10 protein-coding genes are annotated in these 17,379 nt (G+C 72.8%); 2 read left to right on the top strand and 8 right to left on the bottom strand.

The genetic code is table 11. From position 1 onward, the window contains the following. Positions 1 to 71: 71 nt before the first annotated feature. The 7 genes from AC3ERT_RS34425 to AC3ERT_RS34395 all read right to left on the bottom strand — a co-directional run bounded on the left by AC3ERT_RS34425 (position 72) and on the right by AC3ERT_RS34395 (position 12,308). On the bottom strand, positions 72 to 3,194 hold the full coding sequence (locus tag AC3ERT_RS34425) for a discoidin domain-containing protein (protein WP_435178905.1): 3,123 nt from the start codon (positions 3,192 to 3,194) through the stop codon (positions 72 to 74). Between the two features lie 113 nt (positions 3,195 to 3,307). Further along, the gene (locus AC3ERT_RS34420; protein ID WP_435178903.1) at positions 3,308 to 6,076 is read right to left on the bottom strand and encodes a glycoside hydrolase family 130 protein; all 2,769 of its coding nucleotides are present in this window, start codon (positions 6,074 to 6,076) and stop codon (positions 3,308 to 3,310) included. A 257-nt stretch (positions 6,077 to 6,333) separates the two neighbouring features. Continuing rightward, positions 6,334 to 7,128: a carbohydrate ABC transporter permease gene (locus tag AC3ERT_RS34415; protein ID WP_435178909.1), complete on the bottom strand. Its 795-nt coding sequence runs from the start codon at positions 7,126 to 7,128 to the stop codon at positions 6,334 to 6,336. A 103-nt stretch (positions 7,129 to 7,231) separates the two neighbouring features. Continuing rightward, positions 7,232 to 8,179, bottom strand: a complete 948-nt coding sequence (locus tag AC3ERT_RS34410) for a carbohydrate ABC transporter permease (RefSeq protein ID WP_435178901.1) — start codon at positions 8,177 to 8,179, stop codon at positions 7,232 to 7,234. 5 nt (positions 8,180 to 8,184) lie between these two features. Then, a complete protein-coding gene (locus AC3ERT_RS34405; protein ID WP_435128848.1) occupies positions 8,185 to 9,477 on the bottom strand; it encodes an ABC transporter substrate-binding protein in 1,293 nt (430 codons plus the stop codon). A gap of 21 nt (positions 9,478 to 9,498) precedes the next feature. Further along, positions 9,499 to 11,115: an FAD-dependent oxidoreductase gene (locus AC3ERT_RS34400; protein WP_435128845.1), complete on the bottom strand. Its 1,617-nt coding sequence runs from the start codon at positions 11,113 to 11,115 to the stop codon at positions 9,499 to 9,501. A gap of 134 nt (positions 11,116 to 11,249) precedes the next feature. Continuing rightward, positions 11,250 to 12,308 (bottom strand): LacI family DNA-binding transcriptional regulator, encoded by a 1,059-nt coding sequence (locus tag AC3ERT_RS34395; protein WP_435178899.1) that lies wholly within the window; start codon positions 12,306 to 12,308, stop codon positions 11,250 to 11,252. Positions 12,309 to 12,528: 220 nt separating this feature from the next. Between AC3ERT_RS34395 and AC3ERT_RS34390 the strand changes: the two genes are divergently transcribed. Then, complete coding sequence (locus AC3ERT_RS34390; RefSeq protein ID WP_435178897.1) at positions 12,529 to 14,919, top strand: polysaccharide lyase 8 family protein; 2,391 nt, start codon at positions 12,529 to 12,531, stop codon at positions 14,917 to 14,919. A 102-nt stretch (positions 14,920 to 15,021) separates the two neighbouring features. Beyond that, a complete protein-coding gene (locus AC3ERT_RS34385) occupies positions 15,022 to 16,572 on the top strand; it encodes a glycoside hydrolase family 88 protein (protein WP_435178895.1) in 1,551 nt (516 codons plus the stop codon). A 71-nt stretch (positions 16,573 to 16,643) separates the two neighbouring features. Here AC3ERT_RS34385 and AC3ERT_RS34380 read toward each other — a convergent pair whose 3' ends face one another. Continuing rightward, positions 16,644 to 17,261: a TetR/AcrR family transcriptional regulator gene (locus AC3ERT_RS34380; RefSeq protein ID WP_335970356.1), complete on the bottom strand. Its 618-nt coding sequence runs from the start codon at positions 17,259 to 17,261 to the stop codon at positions 16,644 to 16,646. Positions 17,262 to 17,379: the final 118 nt, after the last annotated feature.

Below are 17,379 nucleotides of genomic sequence, written 5' to 3'. Positions count from 1 at the left end.
CCCCCCCCCCCCCCCCCCCCCCCCCCCCCCCCCCCCGGCGCGCAGGGCAACTCCCCGGTCCGGGGGCCCGGTCAGCGCACCGAGAAGGACACCAGGCGCGCCGCGCCGGCCGCGGGCGCGTCGGTGGCCAGGGCGACGTAGCGGGCGGTCGCCGCGAGGGCCAGCGCCCGGTGCTGCCCGGACCCGGACAGGGTGCCCGCGCTCCGGTAGGCCACGCCGTCGTCGCTGACCTCGACCCGGCCGGCCGGGACCCGCCCCCCGGTCCACTCGGCGCGGACCTCGGTGAACGCCGCCGAGGCGCCCAGGTCCACCACCATCCGGCCGTGCGGGCCGGGGGTCCACGCGGTGTGCGGGTCGCCGTCCACGGCCGCGCGCGGGTCGGACATCCCCGCGGGCAGCGGGTTCGTCGGGAAGACGGTCCGGCCCAGCGCCAGGTCGTCCACCGGGAAGGCCGTCGCCCCGGGTAGCCGTACGGTGACGGTACCCCGCACCGTCGCCACCGCGTTCGCGCCCTGGCCGGTCACCCGCACCTGGCAGGACGCCCCGGACAGCCGCACGGTGGCGCCGTCCACCACCTCCGCGATCAGCCCGGCGGGCAGCTTGCGGCCCGCCAGCGGCTGAAGCGTCAGGCGCGGCGCCAGCAGCGCCGCCGACGCCGCGCCGAGCGAGACCTCCAGCGCGGTGCCGTCCGCGGTGACGGTCTGCCGGCCCTCGAACAGCACCCGGCCGCTGCCGGCGGCCGGCACCGCGACCGTGGTGGACACCGCTTCGCCCGTCAGGTTGAACACGCTGAGGTGGTCCTCCGTCAGCGCCGCCCGCACCCCGTCCGCGTCCGGCCGCGGCACCGGCCCCGCGGCCAGCCCGGCCAGGGTGCGCGCCGACGCACCGGGTATGCCCTCCACCAGCAGCGGGGCCGACGGCCCGTCGGCGAGCACCACGGTGTCGCCGTAGACCGACAGCGGCAGGTCGCCGCCGCGCACCACCAGCCCGGCCCGGCCGTCGACGTCGAGCCAGCCGCCGGTGCTGGTCAGGTCCGGGGTGGGCCAGGCGGCCAGGTCGGTCCAGGCCTGCCCGTCGGCCGAGCCCTGGACGACGTACTTGCGCCCGGCCGCCGCCTCCCAGCGGATCGTGACCCGGTCCAGCGACCGGCTCGCGCCGAGGTCCACCGCGAGCCAGCTGTCGCCCCGCTTGCGGTCGCCCTTCGCCACGGCCCACCGCGTGGTCGTGCTGCCGTCCACCGCGAGCGGGGCGCCCATCGCGGTGTCGGCGGAGGACGCGGTCGCGGTGCCGCCCTGCGCGAGGTCGCTGCCGTCGGCGCCGTCCCGCGCCTCGAACTCGTAGACCGAGTAGCCGTAGGTCGGGTCGCCCTGGACGCCCTGCATCCGCAGGTACCGCGCCTGGGTCCGGGTGAACACCAGCTGGTCCACCCGGCCGCCGGTCGTGGTGCCGCCGCCGTCGGCCGCCGCGACCGTGCGGCTGCCCTCGGCGCAGCGGTACGTGCGCGACCCGGTGAGGCCCGGCATGCCCGGCATGGTCAGGTTGTAGACCTCCAGGTGGCCCTCGCCGTCGCCGGTGCCGGTGGTGGCGTACACCACCGCGCCCGACGGCAGGGTGGTCAGGCCGGCGTACCCGGCGGCGCCCAGGTCCAGCACGGTCGCGCTGCCGTCGAAGCCGTCCCGCACCGCGTGGTACGCCCGCGCCTGCCGGCCGGCGACCGTGCCGGAGGTGGCCGGCAGGAACACCGGGGTGGCCGCGCTGAGCTTGAACAGCCAGTCGTCGTGCGCCGGCTGCCAGGCGAACTTCACGAACCCGGCCTTGCTGACCGCCCCCGCCCAGGCACCGGACGTCTGGTGCGAGAGCAGGCCCGGGCCCGCGCCGAAGTCCATGACGCCGGACGCCTGCTGGAAGAACTCCGCCTCCGACAGCGGCCGGACGCTGCGCCCCGACGCCGCCGCCCACAGGTGCAGCAGGTAGCTGATCGCGACCTCGGCGCGGGCCTCCGGCTCGTACTTCGGCTCACCGGAGAACTTCGCCAGCCGGTACTGCGGCGGGTAGCCCTGGTACGCCTCCAGCCGCTCCGCCATGGCCTGTTCGGCTCGGGCGGCGGCCCGGTCCCCGATCACCTGGGCCTGGAACGCCAGCGGGATCACGTCCCGCCCGTACAGGTGCTCCCGGTCGTTGATCATCGGCATGAACGGCTCGCCGGAGTCGCTCATCACGTTCAGGATGCTGCGCCACAGCGGGCCGGTGTTGGGCTGGTCGGTGACCACCTGCGGCAGGTCGGCGCCCGCGGTCAGGTAGTGGATCGCGGTCCGCGCGGAGGTGCGCCACACCTCCTCCTGGTAGTGCGGCTCGAAGGAGCCGTGGTTCTCCACGAGGAAGGTGTCCCACAGGTTGTGCCCGGTGTTGGTGCTGACCGCGGCGCCGTCCACGGTGGCCGGGTTGGCCAGGTCCGCCGCGGGCAGGCCGGTCTCGTTGCGCGCCCAGGACCGGTAGGCCGCCAGCCAGTCCGGGTAGCGCGGGTCGTCCTGCGCCCAGACCAGCGCGGGCACCAGCGACTGCGCGTAGACGCCCATCTCGTCGACCTTGGTGTCCCCGGACCAGCCGCCCTTGAGGCCGTTCGGCGTCCAGGGCGAGGACAGCGGGTCGTCGCCGGTGCCCAACGAGGTGGTGTAGGCGGCCTGTTCGCGGATCAGCGCGTCGACGTGCCCCTGGGTGGCGGCGTCGAGGTCGTCCCACAGCAGCCGGGCGGCGAGCGCGAAGTAGAGCTGGAAGGTGGTGTCGAAGAAGAGCGTCCGGCCCCACTCGGTGCCGCCGTTGTTCCGGTTGGAGACGGCGAAGTGCCGGATCGAGGCGACCGTGCGGTCCTTCAGCGTGGCCGCGTCGATCCCGGCCCGGTCGGCGTCGTAGCTGCCGTGGGTGAGCAGGACCGCGTTGCCCAGGACGACCGCGAAGCCGAAGTCGGTGGCGGTGTAGTAGCCCTTGGCCGCGTCCCACTGGGTCTCCGACCAGCGGGTGTGGTCGAGCAGGACCCGGTAGTAGGTGTCGGCGACCGGGTCGGCGGCCGCCTTGCGGCCGGTCGCGGAGGCGGTGGCGCCGGCGAGCGCGGTCGGCAGCGCGGCCAGCGCGGCCGAGGCGCCGAGCAGCTGGACGAACCGGCGCCGGTCGACGGGGAGTTGGGGGAGCTGGGGCACGTTCGACGCCTCTCGTGGTGCGGGTTGACGCAAGTCGGTTCGGATGGTGGGCCGTTGAGGTGGAGACGGAAGGGGAGCGGGGGAGCGCCGTGGTGGCGCTCCCCCCGGGCGGGCTATCCGGCGGTCGGCGTGCCGTCCTGCGCCGTCGCGAAGATGTGCAGGTCCTTGTCGGAGGGCAGCGTGATCGACGCGACCACCTTGGCCGGGTCCACCGGCACGCTCTGCTCGTCGACGTAGAAGGCGTGGTCCTGCCGGCCGACCGCCTGGTTGCGGTAGGTCATCGCGGCGACCTCGGTGTTGCCGGTGCCGGGCGCGGTGCCCCAGTCCGACTGCGCGAGCGTCGCGGTGCCGCTGCTGCCGTCGGTGTAGTGGATCGTCACGGTGCCGGAGTGGGCGCCGTTGGTGGCCGCGCCGAGGAAGCCGATGCGGGTGGCGCCCGACCGGTGCGGCATCAGGACGGTCTGGCCGAGCGCCCGCACGTTGTCGTTGCCGCACGGCTGCGCCTGCGGCCAGGTGAAGGACAGCCCGCCGACGCTGACGTCGGCGCCGGGAGTGAGCGGATGCGGGGTGGCCGCGGCGAGCGCGTCCGCCGAGTAGGTGTCGGTGCCGTTGTCGAACTGGCCGCAACCGCGGTTCGTGTCCGGCGAGATGCCCACGTCGTTGACGTAGTCCGACAGGTCGTCGGTGGCCCCGACGGTGAACTGCCCGGTGCCGGAGGTCCCGCCGGGCCCGGTCACCACGGCGACGCTCGCCGTGCTGCCCGGCTCGACCCGCCAGATGTTCCCCGGCCCCGAGGACGTCGAGACGGCCGGGCCGCTCGGCTCGGGCACCGTGAAGGTGATGGAGGTGTCCGACCAGTGGTCGATCCGCAGGGTGCCGAGGTCGCCCGCGCCGCCCCAGTGCACGCCGTTGTCGGACAGCAGCAGCTGCCGGCCGTGCGCGGAGGAGCCGAAGCCCTTGCCGGTGACGGTGACCTGCTGCCCCGGGGCCGCCTGCGCGGGCGAGACCGTGCTGACCGTCGCGGGCCGGGCGGCGTGGTCGGTGAGCGCGATGTCGTCGACGTAGCCGCGGTAGCCGCCGCTGCTGCCCGGGCGGTCGTAGTCCAGGTCGATCCGGACCACCTGCCGGCCCGCGGCCGCCTTCCCGAGGTCCACGCTGACCTGGTTCCACTGGTCGGGCTCCAGCGTGCCGCACTGTCCGGCGGCCGTGAGCGGGGAGCCGGGCAGGCCGTGCAGCGCGCTGCCGTCGGAGAAGACCAGGTCGAGCGCCACACAGCTGCTGTTGTCACCGCTGACACCCGGCGCCGAACTCCCTTGCGCCTGTGGGTAGATCCAGTACGTCAGCGTGGTGTCCCGGCTGGTGCGCACCGGCCGGGCGGCGAGGTCGAACAGCCGCATGGCGGCGTGGTCGTCGGCCGCGCCTTCGGCCTTGCCGGAGTACATCAGCGCGTTGGTGCCGTCGTGGTCGAGGACCTGACGGGCGCTGGCCTCCGGGCCGCTGGCGCTGCCGTAGGCGGTGACCCCGGAGATGCCGCCGCCGCCCGGTGAGGTGTCGACGCCGTCGACCCAGTCCGGTGCGGGCTGGCCGTGCTCGAAGCCGGTCTGGAAGAGGGTCCCGTCCGAGGGCGCCGGCTGCGGGCGGCGCAGGCCGGCGGTGGCGAGCGCGGTGGTCTGGTCGCCGCCGCCGTAGTACATCATCCACTGGCCGTCGTGGAAGAAGATGCTGTTGGTCCACACGGTCTTCGGCGTCTGCCCGTTCCACTCGTAGGGCACGTCCGGGGTCGGGGTGAGCACCGCGTCGCTGAGCTGGTGGAGCATCAGTGTCGGGTCCTGGCCGGAGAACTCCTCCTCGCTGATCGCGTAGAACCAGCGGCCGTTCGCCATCAGCGTCCCGGCGGTGAAGACCACGATGTCCTGGTTGGCGGGCCGGCCCGCCACGGTCCGGTAGTCGGTGACCGCCACCGACACCTCGTACGGCTGCCAGCCCTTGGGGTAGTGCACGTCGAGCGGGTCGGCCGTACGCGGGGTGCTGCTGCCCTTCGCGTGCCAGGTGCGCAGGTCCGAGGAGTACGCGATGTCCGTACCGGTGTCGCCTTGGCCGAAGTACATGACGTACTCGCCGTTGACCTTCCGCGGGGTGCCGTCGGCGCCGGTGACCACCGCCGCGTCCTTGTTGTTCCCGGCGTTCGGCTCCACCGTCCACGGGGCGCTCCAGTGGACGCCGTCGGTCGAGGTCGACTCGGAGATGTCGTACGAGCCGTAGCAGCTGCCGTCCGCCTTCGGATGGACCGAGGTGAAGAACGAGTAGTAGGTGCCGTGGAGTTCGAACAGCCGCGGGTCCTCCAGACCGCACTTGGACTGCTGCCCGGCCAGCTTGAAGTCGATCACCGGGTTGTCGGCGGTGTCCTCGGTGAAGTGGGTGCCGTCGGTGCCGGCGGCGTAGCCGATCTGCGACGGGCCGCCGTCGGTGCCCTGCGCGCGGTAGAGCATCTTGTACTGCCCGCCGCGGTAGAGCACGCCCGGGTTGTACAGGTCGGCGGCCTCGTAGCCGCTGCCGCTCGGCGTCAGCAGCGGGTTGTCCGCGCTGCGCGTGAACGGGCCGATGGCCCAGTCGGGGAGATTGTCCGCGGTGTAACTGGCGTTCCCCGCCGCGCTGGTGTCCGATGCCGCCGCGGGCGCGGCGGCCGCGCCGGGCGACGGGTGCGTGCCGCCGCCCGCGGTCGCGGTGGCCGTGGGCGCCGCGGCGAGCGCCGCGCCGACCGCCAGGGCGACCGCGCCCGACGCGAGCAGCCGCGCCGCGCGCGGCCCGCGCCGGACGCGCCGCGGCCCGGGTGCGTCCGGCCTCCTTCGACGGTGCACGGAGAACAGGCGAAAACCGACCATCGTCCCAACCTCTCAACTCGACGCGACAAGCCTCGGGGGGTCTTCGGATCACGCTTCGCGGTAGTGGGCCACGGCCCTGACAACGTTGTCGAAGCTGCACGATTCCACCGTGGATCGGCAGCGTCAAGGGGTGCGGCAGGCCCGCCGGCCCACCGCCTCGGCCCCGCCGGCCCGCTGCCTCGGCCCCGCGCACGCAACGGCCTTGCCGGGCTGCCGAGTTGCCCGGGCGGCCGGTGTGCGCGGGGCGGCGGCGCCGGTCAGCCCTTCAGCCCGGTCTGTGCGAGGCCCTCGACGAAGTGCCGCTGGGCGGCGACGAACACCGCGAGCACCGGTACGACGGTCGTGACGGACGCGGCGAGCTGCACGTTCCACAGGTGGGAGCCGTAGGCGTCGGTGTACTGGGTGAGCGCCACCGGAAGCGTGTAGTTGCGCTTGTCCGTCTCGTAGACGAGCGGCTCCAGGTACATGTTCCAGCTGTTGAGGAAGGTGAAGATCGCCACCGACGCCAGTGCCGGGCGGGCCAGCGGCAGCGCCACCCGGAAGTAGAGCCCGAACCGGTTCAGGCCGTCCATCCGCCCGGCGTCCTCGAGTTCGTCGGGGACGGCGAGGAAGAACTGCCGCATCACGAACGTGCCGAGCACGCTCGGCGCCCCGAGGACGGGGATGACGATCAGCGGCCAGTGGGTGTTGGTCAGCCCGAGCCGGTCGACCATCTTGAACAGCGGGATGATCGTGACCTCGGTCGGGATCAGCAGCCCGGTCAGGATCAGCGGGAAGAGCACCTTGCTGCCGGGGAAGGGGATGCGGGCGAAGGCGTACCCCGACAGCGACGCGACCACCATGGTGCCCGCGGTGACCAGCAGCGCGATGTAGAGGCTGTTGAGGTACTGGTGGGCGAGCGGGTAGTGCGCGAAGGCGGCCTTGTAGTTGGACCACCGCGGGTGCAGCGGCAGCAGCTTCGGCGGGTAGCTGAGCACCTCGTTCTCCGGCAGCAGGGAGGAGGTGATCATCCACCAGGTGGGGAAGACGAAGGGGATCGCCAGCAGCACCATCAGCCCGTACTGGAGCGGTTTCCGCCAGCGGCTGCCGCGGCGGCGCGGCGGGGGCGGCGTACTGGCCGCAGTCGGGCTTGTCGGCGGCCGGCGGGTCGCGGTCTCAAGACTCATGGAACACCCACCTCCTGCGCAGGCGCCACTGGATCAGGGTGAGCACCAGGATGACCCCGAACAGGACGACGGCGATGGCGCTGCCGTAGCCGAAGTCGTGGTTGTCGAAGGCCTGCTGGTAGAAGAAGTACACCAGGACGTTGGTCCGGTTGTCCGGGCCGCCGCCGGTCAGGATCTGGATCTGCGCGAACACCTGGAGGGAGCCGCTGACGGTCACGATCGTGGCCAGCAGTGTGGTCGGGCTGATCATCGGCAGGACCACCGAGCGGAAGCGGCGCCAGGCCCCCGCCCCGTCGATCTCCGCGGCCTCCAGCAGCGACCGCGGGACGCCCTGGAGGGCGGCGAGGAACAGCACCATGTTCAGGCCGACGTTCTTGAAGACCTGCACCACCACGACCGACACCAGCGACGTGGTGTCGCCGCGTAGCCAGTTGGGCCCGTCGACGCCGGCCACCCGCAGCAGCGAGTTGACGCCGCCGTTGTGCTGGAGCAGGAAGTTCCAGGTGATCGTCCAGGCCACCAGCGAGACCACGACGGGGGAGAAGAAGAGCGTGCGGAACACCGTGGTGCCCCGCAGCCGCTGGTTGAGCAGTACCGCCAGCAGCAGGGCCAGGCAGATGTTGAGCACCACCAGCCCGGCGCAGAACAGCACCGTGGCCCGCGCCACCGACGGTGTCGCCGGGTCGTGGATCAGCTGCGTGTAGTTCTTCGTGCCGGCGTAGGTCGTCACGCCGGAGAGCACGTTGGAGTGGTGGAAGCTGTAGTAGACGACCGCGATCAGGGGGTAGAGGACGAAGGCGAGGAAGCCGAGGGCCTGCGGCAGCACGAACAGCCAGCCGGTGAGGGCGTCCTCGCGGCGCAGCGTGCGCAGCCGGCCGCGGCCGGCGCGCTGTTCGGGCGCCCCGGGCCCGGTGCGTGTCATCGGTGTGTCGCTCATGGCCGTCACTCCGACAGGGCCGGCTTGATCGCCTTGCACACGCCCGCCAGCACGGAGTCGACGTCCGCTCCGGACTTCCACAGCGGATCGAGCGCGTTCTGGACGAGGTTGGCGATCTTGGCGCTGTTCTTGTGGGCGGGCAGCACCGCGCCGTTCTTGATGCCGTCGATGACCACGTCCTGCAACTGCTGCGTGGAGAACAGCGGGTTGGCCTTGGCCAGGGTGGCGGTGGTGAGCTGGCTGGTGCGGGCCGGCGGGAAGGAGCCGGCGAGCTTGGCGGAGTTGGCCGGGTCGGAGAAGTACGCGAGGAAGTCGGCCGCCTGCTGCTTGTGCGCGCCCTTGGCCAGCACGCCGACGCCCGCCTGCCCGATCACCTGGGAGGCGCCGGCCGGGCCGGACGGCAGCGGCACGATGCCCCAGTCGAACGGGTGGTCCGCCAGCAGCGTGGCCCGGCTGATCTGGGTGACGGTGAGGCCGGACTCGCCCGCGAAGAAGTCGGCGGTCTCTCCGGGGCCGGGCAGCGCCTTGTCGGTGAAGATCGCGTCGTGCAGGAAGGTCATCGCCTGCCGCATCTGCGGCGAGTCGAACCCGCAGGTCTTCCCGTCCGCCGACCACGCGTCGGCGCCCCAGCCGCGCCAGATGCCGGCCAGCTCGATCCAGGTCTTGTAGTCCCAGTCGCGCATCACCAGGCCCTGCTTGCCGGTGTGCGCGGCCACCTGCGCCGCGATCTTCTCCGCGTTCTGCCACGTCCACTGGTGGGCGGCCGCCAACTGGTCCGGGGTGCGGGTCACGCCTGCCTTCTTGAGCAGGTCCTTGTTGTAGAACATCCCGAACGGCGAGGTGGAGAAGGGGTAGGCGTACAACTCCCCGTCCTGCTGCCAGAGCTTGGTGGCCGCGGGTGCCAGGTCACCGTACTGGTACCCGGCGGTCTTCTTCAGCGTCGGGGTGAGGTCGGTGAGCGCGCCGGACGACACGAAGTCGGGGGCGTCGCGCTCCAGGACCCAGGCCAGGTCCGGCGGGTTGCTGCCGGCGACCTGCGTGGTCAGGGCGGTGGTGTAGTTGTCGATCGGGATGTAGTCGAAGGTGATGGACCTGATGTCCGGGTGGGTCTTGCGGTACGCCGCCGCGATGCTGTCGAACAGGGCGGTCTGGGTCTTGTCGTTGGTCCACACGGTCATCCGCAGCGACACGTTCGAGTCGCCCGAGCCGGACCCGTTCGAGCAGCCCGTGAGGCCCGCGGTCAGCAGGCAGGCGGCGGACAGGGCGAGGGAGGTGAGCCGGAGGCGTCTGGTTCTCATCGTTGCTCCAGAGGTTCGGTTCTAGTAGCCGCGGATCTCGGGCCAGGCCAGCGGCACACCGCGGCCGGCCAGCAGGGACCGGTAGTCGTCGAGGTGGCCGGGCGTGGCGTGCACGCCGTGCGGGGTGCGGCCGGTGGCGACGCAGTGCGCGGCGAGCGCGCCCGCGGCCTCGCCGATGTTCCACTCCACCGGGTGCAGGCGGTAGGCGCCGTTGGTGATGTGCGTGGTGCCGATGTTCTTCGCCGCCGGCAGCAGGTTGGTCAGCCGCCGCGGCAGCAGCGCGCCGAGCGGGATCTGGAACGGCGCCGACGCCACGTCGAGGTACGTGTCGCCGCCGGTCGAGGGGTGCAGGTCGATCCGGTACATGCCGATGCCGACCGAGTCGGCGTAGCGGGTCGCGCCGTGCTCGCCGCGGATCGCCAGCGACACGTCGTCCTCGCGGATCGTGGTGACCGCCCGGATACGGCGGGACTCGCGGGTGTAGACGTCCTGGGCCAGGCCGTCGTCGGTGCCGAGCAGGTCGCCGCGCAGCCGCAGGGAGGGGAAGCCGGTGCCGCCGTCCGGGCGGGGTGCCTCGGTCTGCATCCAGTACAGGGCCGACAGCGCCAGTTCGCGGGCGCCGGCGCGGTGCCTGGCCGCCTCCTCGGCCGGGACCTCGAAGAGCGGCCCGTCCATGTAGTCGATCATCGGCCAGTTCACCAGGGTGATGTCGCTGGCGTAGGCGCCGGGTGCGAAGAGCCCGCGGGCCGCGATCCGGCGGAACCGCCACAGGTCGTCCGTCCCGGCGTCCTTGCTCTGGTCCGCCTCGACGGCCAGCGGGTCGTCGTCCGGGTTGGGGTCGAGCCAGCCGGCGGACGGTTCGAGGGTGCGCGGGTTGGGCCAGGAGAACGCGAGCAGGGGTCCCGGCCAGATGTCCGGGCGGACCGAGCGCCAGTGGTCGTACGTCGCCGGGCGGTCGATGGTGTGGTCGCCGTCCACGTGGTCGACGGCGAAGCACCAGGACGCGGCCTGCATCGTCAGCGGCTCCGCGGTGTCCTTCGCGCTCGGCTCGCCGGTCTCCGCCCGGGACTCGGCGCCGGTGACGTACTCCGCGCCGGTCAGCGGCAGCAGTTCGCCGGTCTCGGTCGCGTCGATCACGTACCGCGCCTGCACCGTGACCGGGCCGTCGGCGCCCTCGCCGTCCGGCACCAGTGTCACCGCGGTCACCGCGTCGCCGTCGACCGCGGCCGACTCCGCGCGGTAGGGGCGCAGCACCGTCAGCCGCCCCGAACTGCGGGCCGGGGCGAGCATCGCCTCCAGCACCGCCACCGCCACCCGCGGTTCGTGGCACAGCCGGCTCACCAGCCCGGCCCCCGGGTTGAGTTGGCGGGTCCGCAGCGCCTGCGCGGTCAGCGGGTAGTGGCGCCGGTAGTACGCGCGTATGCCCTCCCGCATCGACCGGTAGGACGCGGTGACGCCGAGCATCTCCACCCACGGGTGCTCGTCCGGCGGGGTGGCCTGCGCGGTCAACTGCCCGCCCAGCCAGCGTTTTCCCTCGGTGAGCACCACCCGTGCGCCGTGCTCGGTGGCGGCCAGCGCGGCGGCCACCCCGCCGAGTCCGCCGCCCACCACGAGCACGTCCGTGCGTACTTCCTTCACCTGCGGGTCCTCCTCGCTAATTCGTATTAGCGCACGCTAGGGAAGGAACCCGCGGAAGTCAACGAGATGAACGCAAGCGGGAAAACGACGGCACCCGGCGCCCAGGGAGCCCCGCCCGCGGAGCTCCCTGGGGCTCAGCGGTGCGGGGCCGTGGTGACCGTGGTGCCGTCGACCAGGTCGCAGGGGAGGAGGACCTGGGTCTCGCGGCCCGGCGCGGTGTCGCCGAGGAGCATGTCGACCAGGATGCGCACGGCGCGGGCGCCCATGGCCCGGCGCGGGATGCGGAAGGTGGTCCAGTCGACGTGCGGGACAGCGCGCAGCGGCCACCCGGAGGTCTGGGTGGGGTCGGCGTCGCCGAGCACGCCGATCGAGAGGTCCTCCGGCACGCGCAGCCCGGAGCTGTTGGCCAGCGCGCGCAGCGCCGCGGCCATCTCCGCGGCCTCCACCAGCGCGGCGGTGACCCCGTCGGCGCGCAGCCGTTCGTACACCGCGGACGGGTCGTCGTCGCTGAGCGCGAGCGGCGCCTTGCGGTGCTTCCGGCAGGCGCGCAGGTAGCCGGTGCGGCGGTCCGCGGTCGACTCGCTCTCCTCGCGGTAGCCGACGAGCGCGATCCGGCGGTGCCCGAGGGACCACAGCCGCTCGTACAGCTCCGCGGTCGCCGCGGCGTAGTCCCCGCCGACGTAGCTGACCGGCCCGGCGGACGACTCGCGGCGGCCGATGAAGACGAACGGGAACCGCTCGTCCACGAGGCGGTCCAGCTCGTCCCGGTCGGTGTGGCGGCCGAGCAGGATGCAGCCGTCCGCGATGCCCAGCCGGTTGGACCCCTCCTCGTACACCTTGCGGCGGCCCTGGCGGCGGCCCGGGCTGGTGAAGAGCAGCAGGTCGAAGCCCTGCGCCTCGGACTCCTCCTCGATGCCGCCGAGGAAGGGCCCGTAGAAGTCGGCGCTGCCGGAGGGGAAGACCGCCTCGTAGGTGAACACCCCGATGATCCGGTTGGACTTGCCGCGCAGCCGCCGCCCCATGATGTCCACGGTGTACCCGGTCCGGCGCAGCGCCTCCTCGACGCGCTTGCGGGTCTCGGGCGCGACGCGTACCCCGTCGGAGTCGTTGAGCACCAGGGAGACCATCGCCTGGGAGACGCCCGCGAGGCGGGCCACCTCGGCCTGGGTCACCCGTCTGCGGCGCTGTGTCACGTCCCGCATCGTAACGCCCCCCTTCCGCTCCGCCGGCCCGGCCGGCACCCGGCGCGATCCGGCCGCTGACCGCCGGACTCTCCGCCGGACCCTATGCTAATACGTATTATCCCTTGACTTCCACCGGCGCCCGGCGCCACCATCCCTCACGCCCCCGGCACCGGCCCGCTGCTCCGGTCCGCTTCCGGCTGCCGTCTCCCCCTACCGTGAGGGTCCTGCCATGTCCGCTGCGCACCACTCCCGCGGCGTCACCCGCCGCTCCGCCCTGCTGGCCGGCGCCGCGCTGGCCCCCGCGTGGTTCCTCGGCTCGGCGCTCGGCGCACCGTCCCGTGCCGCCGCGGCCACCACCGCCGACTTCGCGCAGGTCCGCAGCCAGTGGCGGGACACCCTGATCGGCAGCTACAGCGCCACCGACCCGGTGATCGCCGCCTATGTGCAGGACGCGGCCGACACCGCGAACGGCCTGTGGGCCGGCCTGGACACCTCCGCCTCCCGCACCTACCTGTGGGCGGACCTGGACAGCTCCTCGGTCTCGGCGGTGCAGCGCGACGTGATCGGCCGGCTGCGCCAACTCGCCCTCGCCTACGCCTCCCCCGGCTCGTCGCTGTCCGGCGACACGCGGCTGCTGGCCGACATCCGCTCGGCCCTGGACTGGTTCCTCGCCCACAAGTACGGCGTCGGCGCGCAGTACGACAACTGGTGGGATTTCCAGATCGGCATCCCGCTGGCGCTCAACGACACCTGCGTCGCGCTGTACGACCAGCTCTCCGCCAGCCAGATCAGCACCGCGATGGCCGCGATCGCCCGCTACCTGCCGGACCCGAGCCGGGTCGGCGGCGCCGCCGCCACCGGCGCCAACCTCAACTGGACCTGCGCGATCTCCACCGTGCGCGGCGCGCTGAGCCAGGACGCGGCCGTCATCGACGAGGCCATGGCGGCGATCGCGGGCCTCTTCCCGTACAGCACCAGCGGCGACGGCTTCTACCCCGACGGCGGTTTCGTCCAGCACAAGGTGTACGCGTACAACGGCTCCTACGGAGTCTCGCTGCTCCAATACCTGACCTACCTGCTGGTCGCGCTCCAGGGCACCGGGTGGGCGGCGACGGCGGACCAGGTGCAGCGCGTCTTCACCTGGACGCAGGCCAACTACGTGCCCTGGATCTACCGCGGGGCGTTCATGGACATGGTGCGCGGCCGGGCGCTGTCCCGCTTCTACGAGACCGACCACCGCATCGGCCGGCTGACGAGCGCCACCCTGCTCCAGCTCGCCCGGGTCTTCCCCGCGAGCCAGGCGCTGACGCTGCGCTCGCAGGTCAAGGGGTGGATCACCGCGGACACCTACCAGGACTTCTTCAGCTACGACCCGGTGCCGCTGGAGCAGGTGCGCACCTCGTCGATCGCGCTGGGCCGGGCCGTCGCCGCCGACCAGGCGATCCCGGTCGGGGCCGAGTCCACCACCTCCGTCGTGGCGACCTCGATGGCGCGGATCGTCCACCGCAGGCCCGCGTTCGCCTTCGCGATCGCCATGGACACCACCCGGATCAAGCCGTACGAGAGCGCCAACGCGGAGAACCTCGAGGGCTGGTACACCGGCGAGGGCGCCGCCTACCTCTACCTGGCCACCCAGCCCGGCCACTGGACGAACGCCTACTGGCCGACCGCGGACAAGTACCGGGTGCCCGGTGTCACCCTCGACACCAAGACGCTCGCGCTCGGCGCCAACCGCGGCTCGACCAACACCTGGGCGGGCGGCGCGCTGCTCGACGGCAACGTGGCCGCGGGCATGGGGCTGTCGTTCGCGGTGCAGACGCTCACCGGCCGCAAGTCGTGGTTCTGCGTCGACGACATCGTGGTGTGCCTGGGCGCCGGGATCAGCAGCACCGACGGCCACACCGTCGAGTCGGTCATCGAGAACCGCAACACCGGCCCGAACGGCCGGGCGAACGTCCACGTCGACGGCTCGGTGGTGCTCGCCACCCCGAGCAGCACCCCGACCGTCGTCCAGCCGCGGTGGATCTACGTCGACAACCTCGGCGGGTACGTCTTCCCCGCCGGCGGCCACGTCACGATGGTGCGCGAGGACCGCACCGGCAAGTGGACCGACATGGACCACCGAGGGGTCTACGACGACACGACCGCCTACACCCGCCGCTTCGTCGCCCTGTGGGTCGACCACGGCGTCAGCCCGTCCGGGGGCAGCTACCGCTACATCCAGCTGCCCGCGGCGACCTCGGCGCAGACCGAGGCGTTCGCCGCGTCGAACGACGTCACCATCGCCAACACCCCGCAGGTGCAGGCGATGCGGCGGGCCGGCGCCGGCATCGCGATGGCCAACGTCTGGCAGGCGGGCGCGCCCAAGGCCGGGGGCATCCAGGTCGACCGGACCGCGTCGGTCATCACGCAGCGGAAGGACGGCACGCTCGGCGTCGCGGTCTGCGACCCGACGCAGCAGCTCACCGGCGCCGTGACCGTCACCGTGGACGGCGCCGTGTCGGGGGTGCTCTCCGCGGACCCCGGGGTCACGGTCCTCGCGACCACGCCGAACCTGCGGCTCGCGGTCGATGTCGGGGGTGCGGCGGGGAAGAGTTTCGTCGCCCGCTTCAGCGTGTAGCCGCCGGGTCGGCTGGGTCCGCCCGGTCGGCTCGGTCCGCCCGGCCCGTCCGGTTCATCTGGTCCACCCGGTTCACCTGGTCCACCGAAGAGAGGAGATCCCATGCGCATCAGAGCAGTGGCGGCGGTCGTCGGGTTACTCGCGGCGAGTTGCGCGGTGGCGGCCGTCCCCGCGCACGCGGCGTCGGGTGCCGTCTACGAGGCGGAGGACGCGACGATCTACCACGGCACCGTGGACACCGACCACCTCGGCTACACCGGGACGGGGTTCGTCAACACCGCCAACGAGGCCGGCGCCTACGTCGAGTTCAGCGTCGACGCGCCCGCCGCGGGCGACGCCACCCTGGCGCTGCGGTACGCCAACGGGACGGCGTCGGGCCGCCAGGCGGACGTCAGCGTCAACAGCACGGTGGTGTCCGCCCCGGCGTTCGACCCGACCACGGACTGGAACACCTGGGCCGTCTCCCGCATCCCGGTGACCCTGCGGGCGGGCACCAACCTGGTCCGGGTCACGGGCACCACCGTCGGCGGCCTGCCCGACCTCGACTCGCTCACCGTCGCCGACACCGCGGGCACCCAGTGGGCGGACGCCGTGGCCGACTCGACGATGCACCGCTACACCCCGGCGACGGTCGGCGGCTGGAGCTACCCGGTCGCCCTCTACATGATGGGGCAGTACCAACTCGCCCAGCACACCACCGATCCCGCCCGCCGGGCCGCCCTGATCGCGTACGTCAAGGCGTGGGCGGACCGCTTCGTCGACTCCTCCGGGCACATCTCCAACAGCTTCACCAGCCTGGACAGCATGATGCCGGGCCAGGTCATGATCGCCCTGTACCGGGAGACCGGCGAGACCCGGTACGGCCTGGCCGCCAAGCAGATCCACGACCGGCTGCTGCCCGCGGGCGGCTATCCGACCACCAGCGACGGCGGGTTCTGGCACGCCACCAGCGCCGACCGCGCCGACCAGCTCTGGGCCGACGGCACCTTCATGGCCGACCCGTTCATGGCGCAGTACGGCGCGTACATCGGCGACAGCACCCAGTCGTTCGACATCGCGACCAAGCAGCTCGTGGTCTACGCGAGCCACCTCCAGCAGGCGAACGGCCTGATGAAGCACGCCTACGACGCGTCCAAGGCGGCGTCCTGGGCGGACCCGGCCACCGGGCTCGCACCGGAGTACTGGTGCCGGGCCGTCGGCTGGTACGGCATCGCCGCCACCGAGGTGCTCGACCTGATCCCCGCCGACCAGCCGCGCCGGGCCCAACTGGTCACCATCGTCCAGAACCTGGTGCGCGGCATGGCCGCCTACCAGGACCCGGCCAGCGGCCGGTGGTTCCAGGTGGTGGACAAGGGCGGCAGCGCGGGCAACTGGACCGAGACGTCCTGCTCGGCGATGTTCACGCAGACCATCGACACCGCGATCAAGCGCGGCTACGTCTCCGCCGCCGCCTACCAGCCGGTCGTCGACGCCGGGAAGCGCGGCGAACTGGCGCGGATCTCCCTGCACGACGACGGCCTGACGTACCTGACCAACATCTCCGTCGGCACGAACGTCGGCGACTACGCGTACTACGTCGGGCGGACCCAGGCCACCAACGACTTCCACGGGCTGGGGGCGTTCCTCTACTTCTACGACGAGGCGTACCACTGAGGCGTACCAGTGAGCGTACGGCCTAGGCGTACCCCTGAGGCGTGGCCGGGCGGTGTCCGGCCACGCGGCGGTCAGATGATCAGGCCGGCGTGCAGGTCGGCGGCCAACCCGGCCGTGTCCGTGAGGCCGAAGGCCACGCGCTGGAGCAGGAAGCCGTGCAGCAGTCCCATCACCACACGGGCGCCGCGGTCCGGGTCGAGGGTGGCGGGCACCGTGCCCGCGGCGCGGCCGCGGTCCAGCGCCCGCGCGATGCCGGCCCGGACCCGTTCGAAGCCGTCGGCGGCCGGGCCGCGCACGTCGTCGCTGCGCAGCGCCTCCGACCAGGTCTGCACGGCGCAGCGCAGCAGTTCGCCGACGTCGACCGGCTGCCCGGCGGCGTCCTGGACCGTGTCGGCGCTGACCGTCTCCAGCGCGGCGGCGACCAGTTCGCCGAGGGTGGGGGCGTCGGCGCCCTCGGCCAGCCGCTCGACCGGTTCGAAGATCAGCCGGAACGCGTCGCCCGCGATGGCGAGGATGATCTCCTCCTTGCTCGCGAAGTACCGGTAGGGCGCGCCCGCCGAGACGCCCGCCGCCGCGGCGATGTCCGGCATCGAGGTCTGGTGGAAGCCCTCGCGGGAGAAGCAGCGGCGGGCCGCCGCGACGATCTCGGCGCGCTTGGCCGCGCGGTGCTCGGCGGTGAGGCGCGGCATGGCGACCCCTCTCACTCTCAGCTCTCAACGTAAATGGTCATTCACCTTGACGCCCGGGCTGTGCCGGGACCACCATTAAAGCGAACGTTCATTCACGGAAGGGTCCGGCATCCACAGA

Source organism: Actinacidiphila sp. bgisy145, from assembly GCF_057708125.1.
Note: the sequence above shows the minus strand (reverse complement) of the source record. Positions and strands in the feature narration are given on the sequence as shown.